The organism is Candidatus Fukatsuia anoeciicola (assembly GCF_964059965.1).
Lineage (GTDB): Bacteria > Pseudomonadota > Gammaproteobacteria > Enterobacterales > Enterobacteriaceae > Fukatsuia > Fukatsuia anoeciicola.
The window spans coordinates 453,655-474,527 of record NZ_OZ060923.1 but is presented as its reverse complement, the minus strand read 5'-3'; the positions used below and the strand labels follow the sequence as shown (position 1 = coordinate 474,527).

The following is a 20,873-nucleotide window of genomic DNA, read 5'->3' as shown; positions in this document are numbered from 1 at the left end:
CACTTATGTTAAAGAAAATTGTTATCTCCAACCGAGGAGAAATTGCATTACGTATTTTAAGAGCTTGTCAAGAACTAGGAATCCATACAGTTGCAGTTCATTCTACTGCTGATCGTGATTTAAAGCACGTATTACTAGCAGATGAAAGCGTTTGTATTGGTCCTGCTCCTTCAATACATAGTTATTTGAATATTCCAGCTATCATTTCAGCTGCTGAAATTACTAATGCAGATGCTATCCATCCTGGCTACGGTTTCCTATCTGAAAATGCAGATTTTGCTGAAAGAGTAGAACGTTCAGGATTTATTTTTATTGGTCCTGAACCAGAAACTATTCGCATGATGGGAGATAAAGTATCAGCAATTACTGCCATGAAGAAAGCTGGTATTCCTTGTGTTCCTGGTTCTAATGGTTTATTACAGAATGATACAGAACAAAATAAAGAAATTGCAAAAAAAATTGGGTATCCTATTATTATTAAGGCATCTGGTGGAGGAGGAGGGCGTGGAATGCGCGTAGTGCATAGTGAAACTAGTCTAGAACAATCCATTACCTTAACCCGCAGGGAGGCTAAAGTTACTTTTAATAATGATAATATTTATATGGAAAAATATCTTGAGAATCCGCGTCATATTGAAATTCAGATTCTAGCTGATGGCCAAGGTAATGCTATTTATTTAGCTGAACGTGATTGTTCAATACAACGCCGTCATCAAAAAATTCTCGAAGAAGCACCAGCTTCTGGCATTCTTAGCAGTGTAAGACATCATATTGGTAAATGCTGTGTTAAAGCTTGTATTAATATTGGGTATCGTGGTGCTGGTACTTTTGAATTCCTCTATGAAAATGAGGAGTTTTATTTTATTGAAATGAATACTCGAATTCAAGTTGAACATCCAGTTACCGAAATGATAACCGGTATAGATATAATTAAAGAGCAATTACGTATTGCTGCTGCTCAAATACTTAGTATAAAACAAGACAATATAAAAATTTCTGGACATTCTATTGAATGTCGTATTAACGCTGAGGATTCAAATACTTTTTTACCTAGCTCCGGTAAAATTACACGTTTTCATGCGCCAGGGGGATTAGGTGTACGTTGGGATTCACATATTTATGCAGGTTATACTGTACCATCTTATTATGATTCAATGATTGGCAAACTTATTACTTATAGTGAAAATCGTGATATTGCTATCTCTCGTATGAAAAATGCATTAGGCGAGTTAATTATTGATGGCATCAAAACTAATATTGAATTACAAAAACGAATTATTAATGATCCTATTTTCCAACAAGGAAGTACTAATATCCACTATTTAGAGAAGAAACTTAGATTACAAGAAACCTAATTTTTGTCCTTCCTAAGGAGCTACATGCTCCTTAGACTCTTTTTACTAATGAATATACCTAGAAAAAAGTTAACTATAAACTGGAAATTTTTTACAAATCTTCAAAACTTTTACTTTAGTTGCCTGAATAATATCTTTATTCTTAATATTATCTAGAATATCACATATCCAATCTGCTAATTTACATGATTCAAACTCTTTAAAACCTCGACGCGTTATAGCTGGTGTGCCGATACGAATACCAGAAGTAATAAATGAACTAAGAGGATCATTGGGTACTACATTTTTATTAACAGTAATATTAGCATAACCTAAGGCAGTATCAACATCTTTACCTGTTAGTTTTTTATCTATTAAACTTATTAAAAATAAATGATTATCAGTACCACCTGAAACTACTTTATAACCACGCTTTAGAAATATCTTCACCATTTCTTTAGCATTCTTGATTACCTGCTGCTGATAAGTTTTAAAGTTAGGTTCTAATGCTTCTTTAAATGCGATAGCTTTAGCAGCAATTACGTGCATAAGGGGCCCCCCCTGAGAACCAGGAAATACGGCAGCATTCAATTTTTTGTAGAGAGTTACACTATCTAGTCTTTTATCATTATATGTAGTAATATTAGCACTATTTTTAGCAAGAATTAACCCACCACGTGGACCTGCTAAAGTTTTATGGGTAGTAGTAGTGACAACATGAGCATGAGGGAGTGGGGTATCATAAATTCCAGCAGCCACTAATCCTGCTACATGAGCCATATCAACAAATAAATAAGCATTAATGCTATCGGCAATCTCACGCATTTTAGCCCAATTAACTATGTTAGAATAGGAGGAAAAACCACCAATGATCATTTTTGGTTTGTGATTGTAGGCTAAATATTTTAGCTCCTGATAATCAATTTTTTCAGATTTATCAACACCATAAGAAATAATATGATATAATTTTCCAGAAAAGTTTACAGGTGAACCATGAGTTAGATGACCACCATGAGCTAAATTCATACCCAGTACAGTATCACCTGGTTTAAGCAAAGCCATATAAACAGCTGCATTTGCTTGTGAACCAGAATGTGGCTGTACGTTAGCGTAATCAGCAACAAATAATTGTTTAGCACGTTCAATTGCTAATTGTTCAACTAGATCGACATATTCACAACCACCATAGTAACGTTTTCCTGGATAACCTTCGGCATATTTATTAGTTAACTGCGAACCATGAGCCTGCATTACTAGTGAACTAGCATAATTTTCAGATGCAATTAATTCAATATGTTCTTCTTGACGCTCTACTTCTTGTTTCATTGCTTGCCATAATTCTTTATCATAATTAGCAATATTTATTCTACGTTTTAACATCTAGATCTCCTAATTAAATGTACAGCTAATAAGCTATTTACCTAGATTAGTAATCCTACATATTTTAATGTAATAAAAAGTTTAATATAAGTTAAATTAGGAATAGTCAATTACTTTTATAAATAACCTTCTTGTATAAATTATTACATGATGTAAATAGTTTATTTTGTAATGTAATGAATAAATAAACGAATAAATAATAGTAGATTTAGTTTTACTAAAAATTAATATTATTTTTATTAGTATTAGCTAATTAATAATTTATCTTCTATTGATATTAATAGAGAATTTTTTATATTAATAATTTATTATGGTACAAATTAGTTTTAAATATTTCGTTAAATATGCAATAAGTAATTAACATATAAATTTTATCCTAACTTAAAAGTATTTATTTAGTAAATATATTATATTATAAAGTTTATTTAATAATAATTTATTAGCCTACTATATTAATTCTGTAAGATAGATAGAATCTCTCATGTCACATGTGCTTTTTAGAACTAAATAAAATATATTCTGTAATCACTATTACTATTAATTAAGATTTAAGATTACGGTTGATAATAGAGAAAACATAATTAATTAATTTTAATTAAATTAGTATAAACATAGATAATCAACTTAGTATTAGGAATGCACTTAAGCGCATCTATATAGGTAATTATATTATATTACTATATAATTTTTGCATGATTTTCAATATACTATTAAGTATAGTTTATTTGTACTGCTTTTTTAATACATATAATCTCACTACTTATAATGATTTATTACTTATGCCTAACTCAGTAACTAATATTTTTTATGCACTATATTTTTTAGTTAAAATACTGCTATTATAACTAATATATAATATTTTTTATAAAAATGTCTTTAATATTTAAGTCTTACTAATACGAGATAGTTACTATAAATTTATTAATTTCTTATTGAATAATGTCATAGATTATCTGTATATTTTATTTGTATGATAAATATCACGCTAGTTTGTTTGTTATGCCTAGATTATACTAATACTTTACTAGACTTATTACAAAACTATTAGTGGATTTATAACCAATTAATGAACTTTAAATTTTTCCAAAAATGATACTTTATAGTAATTTATGTTTTAGATCCATTAATTATATAGAGGAACAGCGGCTCAATGAATAACCTTGCTACAAAAATCACCCCGGTTAACATCGAGGAAGAGCTGCAACGCTCCTATTTAGATTATGCAATGTCCGTTATAGTCGGACGCGCGCTACCTGATATTCGTGATGGGCTAAAGCCTGTGCATCGTCGTGTACTATTTGCAATGAGTATATTAGGTAACGATTGGAATAAAGCTTACAAAAAATCTGCCCGCATAGTTGGTGATGTTATTGGTAAATACCATCCTCATGGTGATAGTGCAGTCTACGACACTATTGTACGGATGGCTCAACCATTCTCATTACGCTATATGTTAATAGATGGACAAGGTAACTTTGGTTCAGTTGATGGCGATTCTCCTGCTGCAATGCGTTATACTGAAATTCGTATGTCAAAAATTGCTCACGAACTACTAGTAGATTTAGAAAAAGAAACTGTTAATTTTGTGCCTAACTATGATAATACGGAGCAAATTCCAGAAGTTATGCCAACTCGGATTCCTAATCTTCTAGTTAATGGTTCGGCTGGTATTGCTGTAGGGATGGCAACTAATATTCCACCACATAATCTTTATGAAATCATTAATGGTTGCCTTGCTTATATTAAAGATGAAAATATTAGCATTGAAGGTTTAATGAAGCATATTAAGGGACCAGATTTTCCTACAGCAGCAATTATTAATGGTCGACAAGGAATTATAGAAGCCTATCATACTGGACGTGGTAAAATTTATCTTCGAGCACAAGCTAAAGTAGAAACTGATATTAAAATTAAGCGTGAAACTATTATTGTAAGTGAAATCCCTTATCAGGTAAATAAAGCACGACTACTTGAAAAAATTGCTGAGTTAGTAAAAGATAAACGAATAGAAGGCATTAGTGCACTACGGGATGAGTCCGATAAAGATGGGTTACGTATCGTAATTGAAGTAAAACGTGATGCTACTGGAGAGGTAGTACTAAATAATTTGTACTCGCTTACACAATTACAAGTAACTTTTGGAATTAATATGGTTGCTTTATATAAAAATCAACCCCGATTACTGAATTTAAAAGATATTTTACGAGAATTTATTCATCATCGTCGTGAAGTTGTTACTCGTCGTACTCTATTTGAATTACGTAAAGCACGTAATCGTGCCCATATTCTCGAAGCTTTGGCAATTGCTTTAGTAAGTATTAATACTATTATTGAACTTATTCGTATAGCAAAAAATAGCACTGAAGCAAAAGATAGCCTAATGAAACAATCATGGCAGTTAGGCAATCTTACTAAGGTGCTAGAACAAACGAAAGATAATGCTATCTATCCTGAAATATTAGAAAATAATCACAATATTCATAAAGGACAATATTATTTTAGCGAACAACAAGCACAGGCTATTTTAGATCTACGCTTGCATAAATTAACTAGCATTGAACATGAAAAGTTAATAAATGAATATGAAGATTTATTAAAAAAAATTAGTGAATTAATTTTAATTCTGGCTAATTCAGAAAAACTTTTAAAAGTCATTTATGAAGAATTAATAAAAATTAAAGATGAATATACAGACAAACGTCGTACTAAGATTACTGATAATATTATAGATATTAATGTAAAAGATTTAATTAATCAAGAAGATGTGGTTGTAACTTTATCACATCAAGGTTATATTAAATATCAGCCACTAAATGATTATCAAGCACAACGTCGTGGTGGTAAAGGTAAAACAGCAGCACGAATTAAGGAAGAAGATTTTATTGATCAACTTTTGATTGCAGATACTCATGATACTATCTTATGTTTTTCTAGCAGAGGTCGCCTCCACTGGATAAAAGTTTATCAGTTACCAGAAACAAGTCGTAATGCACGTGGTCGTCCAATTGTTAATTTATTAAGATTAAAAGAAAATGAACGTATTACAACTATTCTTCCAGTGCAGGCATATGAAGCAAAGCGCCACGTTTTTATGGCTACAGCCTGTGGTATTGTAAAAAAAAGTATACTAACTGATTTTTGTAATCCACGTAAAGATGGTATTAATATTATTAATTTAAAAGAGGATGATGAATTAATAGCTGTTGCGTTAACAGATGGTAATGATGAAGTAATGTTATTTGCTACTTCTGGTAAAATGGTACGTTTCCCAGAAGAACGCGTACGTTCTATGGGTCGTAGTGCAACAGGTGTGCGAGGGATGAAGCTTAAATATAATGATCGTCTTGTATCACTTATTATTCCTAGTGGCGAAGGTCAGATTTTAACAATTACTGAAAACGGTTTTGGTAAATGTACTCCTTCTGATAAATATCTAATTAAGTCTGGTCGTGGTAATGAGGGGGTACGCTCAATCAAAGTTAGTAAACGTAATGGTAAGCTTGTTGGTGCTATTCAGGTTATGGCTAGTGATCAAGTTATAATTATTACTAATACAGGTACATTAGTACGCATAAGAGTAGCTGAAATATCGATTGTAGGTCGCCAAGCTCAAGGAGTAACTCTAATTCGCACAAAAGAAAATGAACATGTAGTTGGCCTGCAACGTGTAACAGAACAAAACAATAAAATATTTAATAATAAAGATAATACTTAGGAGGTATCATCTATAGATTAATGAGTATTAAATAAGATAGAACTACTTATAAAAAATTTAGTAAATAATTTAAAATTAAGATATAGTGATCTTCATTAGTATTTAATATCTAAGATTATTTATATTATAAATAATGTAGATTTAAGTTATTTAGTAATTTTTAAAAAATTTGATATTAGTTATTAACTATTATAGTAAGATAGATATAAAATATTAGCACATTTTTTTATAAAAACTTTTTTGTCATTTAATAGAAAAGTTTTTAATTAATTCTTAAAATAAAATAATAATTTATATTATACATTATAGATAGGTTTGTTATATAATTATAAGACACATATGATAGTATCTATTAACCCTATGCATAACTTGTTTAATTTTAATTATTAATTATATTTATAGTATTAGATTTATCTATAGTAATTATTTACTATAATAATCTTTACTAAACATAACTAATATTGAAATTTAAACTATAAATAACTTTAAATATTTATTACGAAAAGTATTTTATACTAAATAATAATTTTTTATAGCATCGACTTTATTATTTTTAATAAATTTTATTTTAAATTACTAGGCAATACAAGAACAAATTTAATATTGTTTTTAACAATAGTAGATATAGTATATAGACAATAACATTAGAGAATATAATAAAATTTTAATAAAATAGTAGAATTGCCACGTATATTTAATAATAAAAAAATTTTTAACTAGATTAAAGCGTTATTTTTTACCTATTAATGATAAAAATATTTATTTTATATTAGAAAATAAAATCTTGCTGTAGCAAGATTTTATTACTAGTATAAAATAGGTAAATTTAAGGTTATATTTAACTAATACAAAAAAATTTAATAGGTAATTAAATTATATAGAATACTATTATTATAGTGTAGTATTTTATAAAAACTTATCAAACTTAGATAGCTTATTTATAGATCTTGCTATTTTATATGATACTATTTAAAAATAATCATATTTAAATAGCTACTAACTAACAAAAGAGTTAGGGTAATTAATTAGTTACCTTAAAATAAGTACTAAAATTATTTTTTAATATAAAGACAATACTCTATTAAGATTAAAATAATTTAAAATAAGTAAATTATTTATTTTTAAACTCTGATTAGCTTAGATTTTTATTAATTAATAGATTAATAGTAAGAATGTTTGCCACGCTGATGCTCGGTGATATCTCTTACTCCTTTTAGTTCAGAAAAAGTTTGCAATAATTCTTTCTCAATGCCTTCTTTTAAGGTGACATTAACCATAGAACAACCGTTACAACCGCCACCAAATTGTAAAATAGCAAATGCATCATCAGTAATTTCAATTAAGGTTACCTTCCCACCATGACTTGCTAACTGCGGATTAATCTGTGATTGTAATACATACTCTATTCTTTCCATTAATGATGCATCATCAGTTACTTGACATATTTTTGCATTAGGAGCTTTTAAGGTAAGTTGAGAACCAAGCTGATCAGTAACAAAATCAATTTCAGCATCTATTAAATAAGGCGCACTTAGTTTATCAACAAAAGCAGACATTTGTTTAAATTTTAATTCAGTATCTGTTACTTGAATTGTATCTTGAGGACAATAGGATACACCACATTCAGCCATAGGGGTGCCAGGATTCATAACAAATACACGAATTTGCGTTCCTTTTTTTTGGTTTGCTAATAATTTAACAAAATGATTTTGAGCATTATCTGTTATTTTTATCATGGCATTTAACTCAATAATTAATTTTTTATTAACTATAACACGCTTAACTATAATACGCTTATTAATAGCATAGAGACAAGTTATGATAAAATATTATATTATAATAATATAATATTTTAATCTGAGAGCATATTAGCAATTTTAATCACAATATAGTAAAAAATTTACAATTTACTTTAGATAAAGTTATAAAAATAAAAAGTTAATTATGAAATATTTTTATTCTAGCTAGTTTATATTTAATATGGTAAATACCATATAATACTAATTTTTTAATAACTATTAATTAATAATATGCTATTATTAATTAATAAAATAGGTAATGATATGTTTCTGCTATATTTATTGATATAAGTTATAACTTTATTACATAATTTATTTTTATTTATATTAGTTTTTAAGATTATATAGTTATAGTAAATTTAATTTATTAATCTTTTAATTAGATAAGATCTAAATAGTTATTTTTAATTATTTTTAAAATTTTATAAACTTATTTATTGATAAGTCTTTTATTTTTTTTATACCTTACTAATAGTTATTTGACTAGATAAAATTAATAAGAAAAAATTTTATAGAGAATAATTAGTTTTTTCTTATTAATTTATTAATTTATATAAATAATATATACTTAAATATTTTTATTAAAAATAATTTTATTATACATTTTATAATTTTTTATAATACAAGAAGTATTATATGCTAATTAATAGATTCAATAATAGTAATAGTAATTTATAATAATAATGTTTCTATTAAAAATAGTGCTTCAAAACATATTTTTTGATTAAAAGATAACATATAAATTATTTTATTACCTTTAATTTGATAAAGAGATTTTAAGTTATTACTTAAAAATAAAACAAAATTTTCTGTATCATTATATTAACATTAGTAATATTTTATTAGATAAAACCTATTAGACATTATATTTAATATCTTTATAATTTAATATAATTAATTATCATATTTTGTTATGATATTAAAAATAAATATTTTATATTAACCTAATATACTTCTTTTTGATATAACTTAAAGTTAATTAGAAAAATTTTTTAAATCTTACTAAAATAAAATTAATAATATTATTAGGAAATATTATATAAATAATTAGTTTCTATAGATTAAATACAGGATTATCTATAATAATTTTAAATTATTCTTTAATTATATATATTAAATACAAAGAAATATAATTATATTTATGAAGTATTTTAAGCAATAGTAAATACTAAAACTATAATCTATTAATTTCAATATTAAATGCACTATTATAGTAGTTTATTACTTATTAAAAATATTTAAATTTATAAAATATAGATATATTATAACTAAAAGTAAAAAGTAATTAATACTATTCCGCTAAAATATACTCAATACCTGTATGTAATTTATTTTATTCCTTAATAAAATATAAGTGATATATATTAATCTTAAGCACTAATGTACTCATTACAACATCATAATTTATTATTGATCTATATAAAAATAGTTTTTAAGAAATATATTTAAAAGTAATGATTTTATAGTATTCATTCCTATTTTAATTTTATTGCTTCCCACAAATATTTATTTTTTATTAATTTTTTCTATTTATTATTTCTTCTACAAAAAATTTTTTATAACTAAAGTAATTAGAAAATATTATTTCTAATAAATTAGTTTTAATAGGTATATAATCTTAATTAAACTATACTTAGCACAAACTTAAAAATTATTATACTAATTCAATCAGTTTTTAGCGCTAATTTTTTAGCACTATAGATTTTTATTATGATAAAATAATACAGTTATGCTAGTAGTATAAGAAGATTAAAACTTATAAAATTAACTAAGACCTATAATCGTAATATTTTTACTTTATAATGAGTAGTGTAATTAATAGAATAATTAACTTTGATAAATCTTTGTCTAAAAATACTACTACTGTAGCAGTGCTATATTATTATAAGAATTTATAATAATTTTATAATCATTTAAGATATAGATAATTTATAATACTAGTAATTGTAAAATGATTAGTAGAATTAATCTAATATTAGTTTTTAATAGTCAGTTAATAGTAAGTAAATTTACAAATTACTTTTTCTATCATAACTTCTTTTGATTTTTTTAACTTAATATTTCATTGTGGCATAGTAATAGTACTACTATATAGATGCTAATAATTTTATTACTATGATATTAAAAGTTAGGTAACTTTAATATCATAGTGTAGTTATTTTAAAATATCATCTTTACATATTTTATTTAATACTATGCTAAATAATACGCATTAGGTTATAGTAAATTCATAGATATTCACTAGTTATTTCATTGTTGCATACCTAACATTAATCTTTATACCAGAATTTTATTCTAAAAAATAAGCGTAATTAATACTTTAGATAGTATCCGGTAATTATTTATCAATAGTACTTAATACTATATAATTATCATTAAACCCTATATAAAATAAATATAGCTAATTTTACATACAATATTACGGGTTATTATTTCAATATCTACATATACTTTAGTAGTAATTTTATCGTTAATAATAATCATATTAGTTTTAACTTAGATTTTTTTATAAGCAATGCTAATTTTTTGTATTCTATTACAAAATTATATCAAATACTATATTATAAATTTAGCTAGTTATTTTACTAGGATACCTCTTTTAAAATAGATTTTAAAATAAAGAGATATTTTATCATTTTTATCTTGTAGGAATTATAAATTAATTTATGCTATTTTATTTTTTGCTAAAATTTATACTTTATTCTAAGTAGACTAGACCTAACAGGTATAGATAGATTCACATATAGATGACTATCATAAGTTTTTATTTTGAAGGTTATTTATTTTTAGTAAAATATTTTTAATTACCTTCAAATATATTTGAACATTTTTATTAAAAATAGTGGTTCCAGATAAAAATTAAATTATAAAAAATAAATAATACAAATATTAACTATACTATTTTAAAAATTTATTTAAAATAACTAGAGTAAAAATTAATTAAAAACTAAATAATAAAATATATTTCATATAAAGTAACTAATAACCTTAAGTTTATTATTAATGAAATATTCATATACAACAAATTTAGATAAAAAATTAAAAATTATATATTCTATTAAAAAATTATTAGAAGATTGTTATGTAATTAAGATATTCTTTAAAATTAAGAGCTAACTCTAACTAAATCAGATTATAACTATCTAGAGCTATGATCTGATTTTTCTAAGAATTTTCTAATATAAGGTAAAATAATTTAGTAAATTATTTATATTGGAAAAGTACTCTTTATTTTTATAATTCTCCAAATTAAAAATATACTAATTTTTATGTTATTAGTCGTATGATAATTCTTTATATATCTTCTAGATAGCAGAAATAAATAAAAAATTTAAATTTAAAATAAATAATTAATATTTGTTATTATCTAACCTCTTACTCTAGAAGAAAAAGGTATGTAGTACTTCTAAGTACTATATATTTAAAGATATTATTTATTATAAAATAGCAGATATTTATTAATAAAATCACTAAACTTATTGCTTGGTAGATACTTTTAAAAAATTTAAGTTATTAATAAATATAAAATTTTTAATAAATTTAGATAAAAATAATATTAGTTGTTTGTCTTTATCTTAGTCATATATTTAATTCTTTAGAATTTAAAAATTAATATCATACAACATAATAACTTTTATTATAATATATTAATTAATATTAATACATTACTGTTTATTTTCATAAATAATCTATATTATTCTTACCATAAGGTTTTAGACTTAAAAAATAAATAAGAAAGTATTAAAATACTATCTTATTTTTTAATATTACATCTTAAGTATTCTAGTATTTATATAATATACATTACCTATAATAATAACTGCTGCTTTGAGATACTTTAATTATCAAGTCTTAGGCTATTTAGGTATAGAAAATATTGTTATTAATATTGTAATTAAAAGCATTATAATTAATAATATCCCTTAGTTATGCCTAATAAATTAGTACATATTCTATAGTGACTAAAACGTAAATCATAGAGTTCATACTAAATTTTATAGCAAAGTTTAATATACCTTAATGTATGATAGATACTTACAATGCTTCCACTCTAGATATTAAGTATCCTGTATTAATAAGTATTAGAATAGTTCTCTATACTAAGAAAAATACTATTATATCTATTTAGTAATAATTTTATTAGATGCTAAGTGATGTTTAATTTATTTAACTTACTACTTCAAATTACTATTTCCTATACTAAAGTATATTGTTATTTATATAAATTAGAATTTATTTTTCTTTAATAGTTAATACGTGTTAACGAAATGTTAATGAATAATTAATCTTGATATTATGTAAAAATAAATTATTTATATGTTAAATCTTAAATTATAAAATTTTAATTTCTCACTTTCTATTTATTTAATCTTTCGTATAATAAAGCTTTTATTTATTATATAGTTTTAACTAATAAAAAATAAGTATGATATTTTATAGATATTTAAAAGTTATTATAAGTAGTTCTATAAACATAATCTGAATTATAATTTTTTTGCTAACGTTTATTTGCTTTATTAAATATCTTTATTTTTCTTTTACGATATTTTTATTGCTTTATGTTTCATAAAGTATTTTAAATATCATAAATCACATGTTATTAATTTTATATTATAAAATACTTGCAATTTTAATTTTTTTAGTTTTCAATAAAGAATAATAAATACATAGGATATTTAAAATAATAAATGGCACTATTAATGCTATTAACTTAAATACTTTAAAATTTACCCATATATCTTGTGGTAACTAAAATACAATATAAAAATTAATTATACTCTATAAATTAAGAAAATAATACCTAAGCTATATTGAATTTTAATTATACAATATCAGATAATGTTAATCTTTATTTTGGTATACTATAAATCAGTGATTTTTTCAGTACTTATTAACTAATTAGCAAAATAATAGAGAAAAGAATATAAATAATAGTTACTTTTCATTTAATAAATAAATTACTATAGAAAGAAAAGTTAAAAAGTTAGAAATAATGATTATAATTGAAGTAATTAGTATTATTTCATCTATTTTACAATATTTAATTATGATAAAAATCAAAACTGATAATATAGTTAATAACAATATAGTGAAAGTAACAAAATATCGTATATTTTATAAAAAATAAAGAATATTATTAACGAAATAAAATTTAGAAGTTATTTCACTAAAAACTTATTTACTTATATGACACTAATTATAACTAATATAATTAAATATAGTTTATTATAAAATTAACTATTATGTAATAGCATATGTAGACGAAATAAGTATACTAATAGTAATGCAGATAATAAATTATCTAATGTACTTAGTATAATATCTATAATTATGGGCGTAGAAATAACTATATAGCTAATTAATAGCAATAATAATAATTTTGCACTAAACCACAATATCATTGTTGGAGCTATTAAACGCATATTAGTAAAAGCTAATTTTGCACTGCTTTTAATTACAGTAGAAATTCTAATTTTTTTATTAGTGATAATCATTGGTGTTAAAGAGACAGCTAAGGCAATAACTATACCAGGTAAAATAAATAACGTTAATCCAAACTGAATAAATAATGTGCAAATAAATATTAAAAGAGATAATCGTGGTAATGTTGAAAGTGAAAAAATTACTATTTGCCACACATTAACGTGATATCCTTGAGACACTAATATCATTAAGGATAACATAGTACCAATTAATAGCACATTACCTAGTAATGTTGAAAATGCAGTAACAGCTGATAATTTAAGTAATATCATTTGTTGCTCAGGAGTCATTGATCGTGCTATTTCTTTAATCCCTACCCCCTTCAATGATTCAAAATTATTTTTTACTGTACCTAAAATTTTTAATTGCTCAGCATCAGGAGTAAATGTCTGATTTAATATGATAGTAATTAAGGCAGTTAGTAACGCTAACAGCAGAATATTAAATAATTGGCTACGTGCAAAATTAAAACTGTCACGGTATAAAATATTAGCCACAATAGGCATGTAAGTACTCCTCTAGATTTAAAAATAAAATAATATTTACCAGTGACTATGCTCTGTTATATTTATTTTTCTATAAATTAAAGATAAAAATAAATTTGTGTAGTTCTAAAATAAATATATTAAAATTTTTATATTTTGGATAAAACCTATTTAGAATTGTTGTAAGAGCTTATTAAATCTATTTTGAGTCGTCTTAAGAAACGTTTAGACAAGAAAATAGATAAAAGATATAGCTTACTCTTTTATATATAAAAGTAGTAAATAAGCATTTTAAAATTATTTTTAATAAAATATTAGTAAGAATAAAAGATTTAGAAAAAGATTTAGGCACAATAATAAAGAACGAGTTTAGTCTCTAGTGTAGTTATTTTGCTTATATTTTATTATAGATAATTTTACTTCAAAAATAATATAAATAATTTTTTTATTACTTAGTAGGCAGGTTGCCTATAGAATCATAAAAAAGCTTAATTTTTACTTAATATTTAAAAGTTTTAGCCTTAATTTCTATAAATCTAAAAAATTTTTATCTCAAATATAGTTAATTTATTCTAATAATTATTATTATAACATTAATAGATTTCTTTCAAAACTAATATTCCATATAAACATAAGCTAGTTTAAAAGAGGTTTGTTATAGATTTTATTAAAAATAATTTAAAATCTTTTATATTTACTGATATTTTATTAAGAACTATTTTAAATATTCATTACTTTATAATTTTACTTAACAAAAAATATAATTTTATAAAAAGTCTATTAATATAGTTTTTTGAATTAAGTAATTTATGTAAGAATAATGGGATAAATAGTTCTACTATTTAATTTTAGCCAATAAATACAGTAATATTAGTTATCTAAAAGGATTACTGTTCTTATGATCACGTTTTATACTGTAATTAGTTGGCTTTTTTTCTTCAGTTATTGGTTGCTTATTGCTGGAGTAACATTACGAATATTAATGAAACGTCGTGCTGTTCCTTCAGCAATGGCGTGGCTATTAATTATCTATATTCTGCCATTAGTTGGAATCATTGCTTATTTTTTATTTGGTGAATTATATCTTGGAAAGAGACGCGCTGAACGTGCTAAGTCAATGCAACCTTACACTACTAATTGGCTAAAAGCACTACAAAATTATCAACATATCTTTACTACCCAAAATAGTGACGTAGCTATTCCATTATTTAAGCTGTGTGAGCGACGCCAAGGGATTGGCGGTGTTAAAGGTAATCAGTTAGAATTACTCACTCATGCTGATGATACTCTTAAAATATTGATTCAAGATATTAAACGGGCTCGTCATAATATAGAAATGGTATTTTACATTTGGCAATCTGGCGGGTTAGTTGATCAGGTAGTTGAATCATTAATAGCTGCCGCAAGTCGTGGAGTGCATTGTAGATTAATGTTAGATTCTGCTGGTAGTCGACAGTTTTTTTGTGGTTCCTTTCCTATAAAGATGCGTAATGCAGGTATTGAAATTGTTGAAGCACTTAAAGTTAATTTATTTCGTGTATTTTTACGACGAATGGATTTACGCCAGCACCGAAAAGTTATATTAATTGATAATTTTATTGCTTATACTGGCAGCATGAACATGGTTGATCCACGTTGTTTTAAACAAAATGCAGGTGTAGGACAATGGATTGATTTGATGGTTCGAATGGAAGGTCCAGCTGCTACAACTATAGGAATAGTCTATGCTTGTGACTGGGAAATCGAAACAGGTGAACGGATTTTACCTCCTCCACCTTGTATAAATAAAATACTTTCCGCACAAAAAAGTAACCGTATTATTCAAGTTATTGCTTCAGGTCCAGGTTTTTCTGAAGAATTAATCCATCAGGCATTATTAACAGTGGTCTACGCTGCACGTCGACAGTTAATTATGACAACACCTTATTTTGTTCCTAGTGATGATTTATTACATGCCATTTGTACCGCCGCGCACCGGGAGGTTGATGTTAATATTATTGTACCTCGGAATAATGATTCCATGATGGTACGTTGGGCAAGTCGCTCATTTTTTACTGAATTATTAGAGTCAGGAGTAAAAATTTATCAATTCAAAGATGGTTTATTACATAGTAAAAGTGTATTAGTTGATGGACAACTTAGTTTAATTGGTACTGCTAATTTAGATATGCGTAGTTTATGGTTAAATTTTGAAATTACTTTGTTAGTTGATGATGCTATTTTCGGTAGTACTTTAGCAGGAATTCAAGATGATTATATAGCACATTCAGTTTTGCTCGATGCAGATCAATGGGCAAAACGTTCTTTTAAATCTCGAATAACTGAACAACTTTTTTATTTTTTTAGTCCATTACTATGATGACAACCTTATAACTTAATTTAAATAAAATCATAAAAAATAAAGAGATAACGTCATATTAACTCTTATTTAAAGTACTTCAATTTAAGTCTATGATATTCGATATAGTAGATATTATCTAATATTATTACTTTTATTAAAAACATTAATTAATATTAATATATTAATATTTATTTTTGCAATCAATTTACATAGATTTTCCACTATATTAGTAAGTATCATGATAATTTTTATATCGAATAATAATATTATTATATTTATCTTAATGACAAATTTACTTATATTTTAAGTAAAGTTAATTTGTTTAATCTACTAACAGGCTCATGTTTCCTGTACTTTAGAGTTTATTCTAAATCTTTTTTACTATGCTTATAAAAAATAATTAAAAGCATATTTTTAACGAAATATAGTAACAGTATAGTATAGTTTTGATTATATAATAGATACTATCAAATATAAATATATGATGTAATTTACATATGATAGTTTTATTATAATAAAACTATTCTACCATATCAGCGATATAACAAATTTAGCATAAATTTTAATTAATCCTAGTCTATTATCTTTAAATCTAAACGCTCGAGTTCAGCATGATAACTAATTATATTTTTGTAACTGGAGGAGTTGTATCTTCTCTGGGTAAAGGTATTACCTCTGCCGCTTTAGCTGCTATACTCGAAGCTCGCGGCCTTAAAGTAACTGTAATGAAACTAGATCCTTACATTAATGTAGACCCAGGAACAATAAACCCAACACAACATGGAGAAGTCTTTGTTACTGAAGATGGAGCAGAAACAGATCTAGATTTAGGGCATTATGAACGTTTTATCCGTACTAAAATGACACGCCATAATAATTTTACTGCTGGTCGTATTTATTCTCAGGTTTTACGTAAAGAACGTCGAGGAGATTATCTAGGTGCAACAATTCAGGTTATTCCGCATATCACTAATGCAATAAAAGAAAGCATTATTAAAGGAGGTTTCAAGTATAATATTATACTAGTTGAAGTTGGTGGTACCGTAGGAGATATTGAATCGCTACCATTTTTAGAAGCTATTCGTCAAATGGCAGCAGATGTTGGTCGTGAACATGTTTTATATATACATTTAACATTAGTCCCCTATCTAGCGTCTGCAGGCGAAGTAAAAACTAAACTAACACAACACTCGGTTAAAGAGTTACTTTCTATCGGTATTCAACCTGATGTATTAATTTGTCGTTCTGATCGTAAAATTCCTGCTAATGAGCGAGCCAAAATTGCATTATTCTGTAATGTGCAGGAAAAAGCAGTAATATCTCTTATAGATGTTGATTCTATTTATAAAATTCCTGGATTACTACAACTGCAACACCTAGATAATTATATCTGCCAGCATTTTAATTTAATCTATCCTAAAGCGGATCTATCTGAATGGCAACAGGTTTTATGCCAGGAATCAAATCCACAAGGGGAGGTTACTATTGGCATAATTGGTAAATATATAGAATTACCAGATGCTTATAAATCAGTAATTGAAGCATTAAAACATGGAGGGTTGAAAAATCGTTTGATAGTAAAAATTAAGCTTATTAATGCAGAAAAGGTAGAAACACAGGGTGAGAATATACTTCAAAAACTAGATGCGATCCTTGTTCCAGGTGGTTTTGGCTATCGAGGTGTAGAAGGCATGATTAATACAGCATGTTATGCGCGAGAAAATAATATCCCTTATTTAGGTATTTGCTTAGGTATGCAGGTAGCTTTAATCGAATTTGCTCGTAATGTTGCTGTTATGAAAGATGCTAACTCAACAGAATTTGTGCCAGACTGTCAGAATCCAGTAATTGCGTTAATTACTGATTGGTATGATAAAAAGGCAGTTACTGACATCTGTAAAAAAAGAAGTGATTTTGGTGGAACTATGCGAGTAGGTGGACAACAATGTTACTTAATTAAGGGCAGTAAAGTACGGCAGATGTATGGTGCTACTATCATTACTGAGCGTCACCGTCACCGTTATGAGGTAAATAATATGTTATTGCAGAAAATTGAAGAGGCTGGGCTCTCTGTTGCTGGGCGTTCTGCGGATAATAAATTAGTAGAAATTATTGAATTACCAAAACATCCATGGTTTATAGGTTGTCAATTCCATCCAGAATTTACTTCTACACCACGTGATGGACATCCATTATTTATCGCTTTTATTAAAGCGGCCAGTGACTACCAGAAATCAGTAAAAATAGTTTAGCTTATGTATGCTAGAGGAAAACTTAATGTCCAGAATTGTTAAAATTATCGGTCGTGAGATTATTGATTCTCGCGGCAACCCAACTGTAGAAGCTGAAGTACATTTAGATGGTGGTTTCATGGGATTAGCTGCTGTACCTTCAGGGGCATCTATTGGTTCTCGTGAAGCACTTGAATTACGTGATGGTAATCAAAAATATTTTTTTGGTAAAGGTGTAACTAAAGCTGTTACTGCAGTAAATAGTGTTATTGCTGCTGCTATCAATGGTAAAGATGCGAAAAATCAAATAAATATTGATAAGACTATGATTGATTTAGATAGCACTGAAAATAAATCTAAATTTGGTGCAAATGCTATTTTAGCAGTATCCCTTGCGGTAGCAAAAGCAGCAGCAGCGTCCAAAGGCATGCCTCTATATGAACATATAGCCGGATTAAGTAGCACGCCATTAGATAGACTTTCGCTACCATTACCCATGATGAATATTATTAATGGTGGTGTACATGCTGATAATAATCTTGATATTCAAGAATTTATGATTCAACCAGTTGGTGCTTCATCATTTAAAGAGGCACTACGTATCGGTTCTGAAGTATTCCATACTTTAGCAAAAATTTTAAAAAAGGGGGGGTTTAATACAGCTGTTGGCGACGAAGGTGGCTATGCACCTAATTTAGCGTCTAACACTGCTGCATTGCAAGTTATTAAAGAAGCTATAGAACAAACTAGTTATGTACTAAATAAAGATATAACTATGGCAATAGATTGCGCAGCTTCAGAGTTGTATAACAAAACAACTGGGAAATATGAGTTAAAGGGTGAAGAAGCAACCTTTAGTTCAAAGGAATTTACTCATTATTTAGAAAAATTAACTCAAGAATACCCTATCACTTCTATAGAGGATGGTCTTAATGAGTCTGATTGGGATGGTTTTATTTATCAGCATAAGGTGTTTGGTAAAAGAATTCAATTAGTAGGGGATGATTTATTTGTAACTAATGCTAAAATTTTGCAAGAAGGGATTAAGAAAGGTATTGCTAATGCTATTTTAATTAAATTTAACCAAATTGGTTCTTTAACTGAAACACTAGATACTATTAAAATGGCAAAAAAAGCAGGTTATAATATTATTATCTCTCACCGTTCAGGGGAAACAGAAGATGCTACTATTGCTGATTTAGCAGTAGGAACTGCTGCAGGTCAAATTAAAACTGGTTCTATGAGCCGTTCTGATCGAATTGCTAAGTACAATCAACTTATTCGTATTGAAGAGGCATTAGGCAAACAAACTGGTAAACCAGCAAAGTGTAGCTGGTTAGAAGCTAAAAATTAACTATAATAATTTTTATAATAATAAATAACCTGCTATGACAGGTTATTTATTATGATTTAATAAAAAATTTAATTAATTTAAGATATTTATTATATATTTTAAAGAAGTCTAATTATTTTAATTTAAAATGGTCTATTATTATAACGTTTATTTGCTATATCCCAATCCACTACATTCCAAAATGCTTTAACATAGTCAAGGCGTCGGTTTTGATATTTAAGATAATAAGCGTGTTCCCATACATCTAAAGCAATAATTGGATAACCAGCAGATACGCCCATGATAGTTTCACCCATTAATGGGTTATCTTGATTAGCCGTAGAAACTACTGCTAACTTATTATCTTTACTTACTAACCAAGTCCATCCTGAACCAAAACATGTTACCGCTGCTATTTCAAACTTAGTTTGAAATTCTTTAATCGTACCAAAATTAATTTCGATAGCTCTTTTTAAGTTGCCAGCTAGAATGGTACCAATTTTTAGGCCTTGCCAAAATATGCTATGGTTAGCGTGTCCACCAGCATTATTACGCATAAAAGTACGTTTTGTATCAGGAACTTTATTTAAATCTTTAATTAATTCTTCAACTGGCTGTTCTGCTAAGTATGGGTAAATCTCTAATATAGTATTAGCATTGTTAATATAAGTTTGATGGTGTTTAGTATGATGAATCTCCATTGTTTCCTTATCGAAATAGGGTTCTAATTTATCATAAGCATAAGTAAGGGTAGGTAATAAATAACTCATA

At 26.2% G+C, this 20,873-nt stretch carries 8 protein-coding genes and 1 pseudogene; 5 read left to right on the top strand and 4 right to left on the bottom strand.

What is annotated here, in order from left to right:
- Positions 1-5: 5 nt before the first annotated feature.
- Complete coding sequence (accC, locus tag AB4W73_RS01615; RefSeq protein ID WP_367680689.1) at positions 6-1,355, top strand: acetyl-CoA carboxylase biotin carboxylase subunit; 1,350 nt, start codon at positions 6-8, stop codon at positions 1,353-1,355.
- A 69-nt stretch (positions 1,356-1,424) separates the two neighbouring features.
- Here the strand turns inward: accC and glyA are convergent, their stop codons facing one another.
- Positions 1,425-2,714, bottom strand: coding sequence for a serine hydroxymethyltransferase (gene glyA / locus AB4W73_RS01610; RefSeq protein ID WP_367680688.1), 1,290 nt, complete (start codon positions 2,712-2,714; stop codon positions 1,425-1,427).
- Positions 2,715-3,864: 1,150 nt separating this feature from the next.
- On the opposite strand from glyA, the pseudogene gyrA reads away from it, so the two are divergent.
- Positions 3,865-6,423: pseudogene (gene gyrA / locus AB4W73_RS01605) on the top strand (DNA topoisomerase (ATP-hydrolyzing) subunit A); the annotation flags it as partial.
- A 1,166-nt stretch (positions 6,424-7,589) separates the two neighbouring features.
- Here gyrA and nfuA read toward each other — a convergent pair.
- Positions 7,590-8,165, bottom strand: coding sequence for a Fe-S biogenesis protein NfuA (gene nfuA, locus AB4W73_RS01600; protein ID WP_367680687.1), 576 nt, complete (start codon positions 8,163-8,165; stop codon positions 7,590-7,592).
- 5,297 nt (positions 8,166-13,462) lie between these two features.
- Positions 13,463-14,218 (bottom strand): YciC family protein, encoded by a 756-nt coding sequence (locus AB4W73_RS01595; RefSeq protein WP_367680686.1) that lies wholly within the window; start codon positions 14,216-14,218, stop codon positions 13,463-13,465.
- Between the two features lie 877 nt (positions 14,219-15,095).
- Between AB4W73_RS01595 and cls the strand changes: the two genes are divergently transcribed.
- The 3 genes from cls (at position 15,096) to eno (ending at position 20,123) form a co-directional block, all read left to right on the top strand.
- Positions 15,096-16,556 (top strand): cardiolipin synthase, encoded by a 1,461-nt coding sequence (gene cls, locus AB4W73_RS01590; RefSeq protein WP_367680685.1) that lies wholly within the window; start codon positions 15,096-15,098, stop codon positions 16,554-16,556.
- A gap of 593 nt (positions 16,557-17,149) precedes the next feature.
- Positions 17,150-18,790, top strand: a complete 1,641-nt coding sequence (locus AB4W73_RS01585; RefSeq protein ID WP_367680684.1) for a CTP synthase — start codon at positions 17,150-17,152, stop codon at positions 18,788-18,790.
- A 25-nt stretch (positions 18,791-18,815) separates the two neighbouring features.
- Positions 18,816-20,123: a phosphopyruvate hydratase gene (eno, locus tag AB4W73_RS01580; protein WP_367680683.1), complete on the top strand. Its 1,308-nt coding sequence runs from the start codon at positions 18,816-18,818 to the stop codon at positions 20,121-20,123.
- A 122-nt stretch (positions 20,124-20,245) separates the two neighbouring features.
- Here the strand turns inward: eno and AB4W73_RS01575 are convergent, their stop codons facing one another.
- A complete protein-coding gene (locus tag AB4W73_RS01575) occupies positions 20,246-20,872 on the bottom strand; it encodes a Fe-Mn family superoxide dismutase (protein WP_367680682.1) in 627 nt (208 codons plus the stop codon).
- Position 20,873 lies beyond the last annotated feature (1 nt).

Coding starts and splice junctions, on each gene's coding strand:
- accC (WP_367680689.1), top strand. CDS start 6: ATGTTAAAGAAAATTGTTATCTCCAACCGAGGAGAAATTGCATTACGT.
- glyA (WP_367680688.1), bottom strand. CDS start 2,714: ATGTTAAAACGTAGAATAAATATTGCTAATTATGATAAAGAATTATGG.
- nfuA (WP_367680687.1), bottom strand. CDS start 8,165: ATGATAAAAATAACAGATAATGCTCAAAATCATTTTGTTAAATTATTA.
- AB4W73_RS01595 (WP_367680686.1), bottom strand. CDS start 14,218: ATGCCTATTGTGGCTAATATTTTATACCGTGACAGTTTTAATTTTGCA.
- cls (WP_367680685.1), top strand. CDS start 15,096: ATGATCACGTTTTATACTGTAATTAGTTGGCTTTTTTTCTTCAGTTAT.
- AB4W73_RS01585 (WP_367680684.1), top strand. CDS start 17,150: ATGATAACTAATTATATTTTTGTAACTGGAGGAGTTGTATCTTCTCTG.
- eno (WP_367680683.1), top strand. CDS start 18,816: ATGTCCAGAATTGTTAAAATTATCGGTCGTGAGATTATTGATTCTCGC.
- AB4W73_RS01575 (WP_367680682.1), bottom strand. CDS start 20,872: ATGAGTTATTTATTACCTACCCTTACTTATGCTTATGATAAATTAGAA.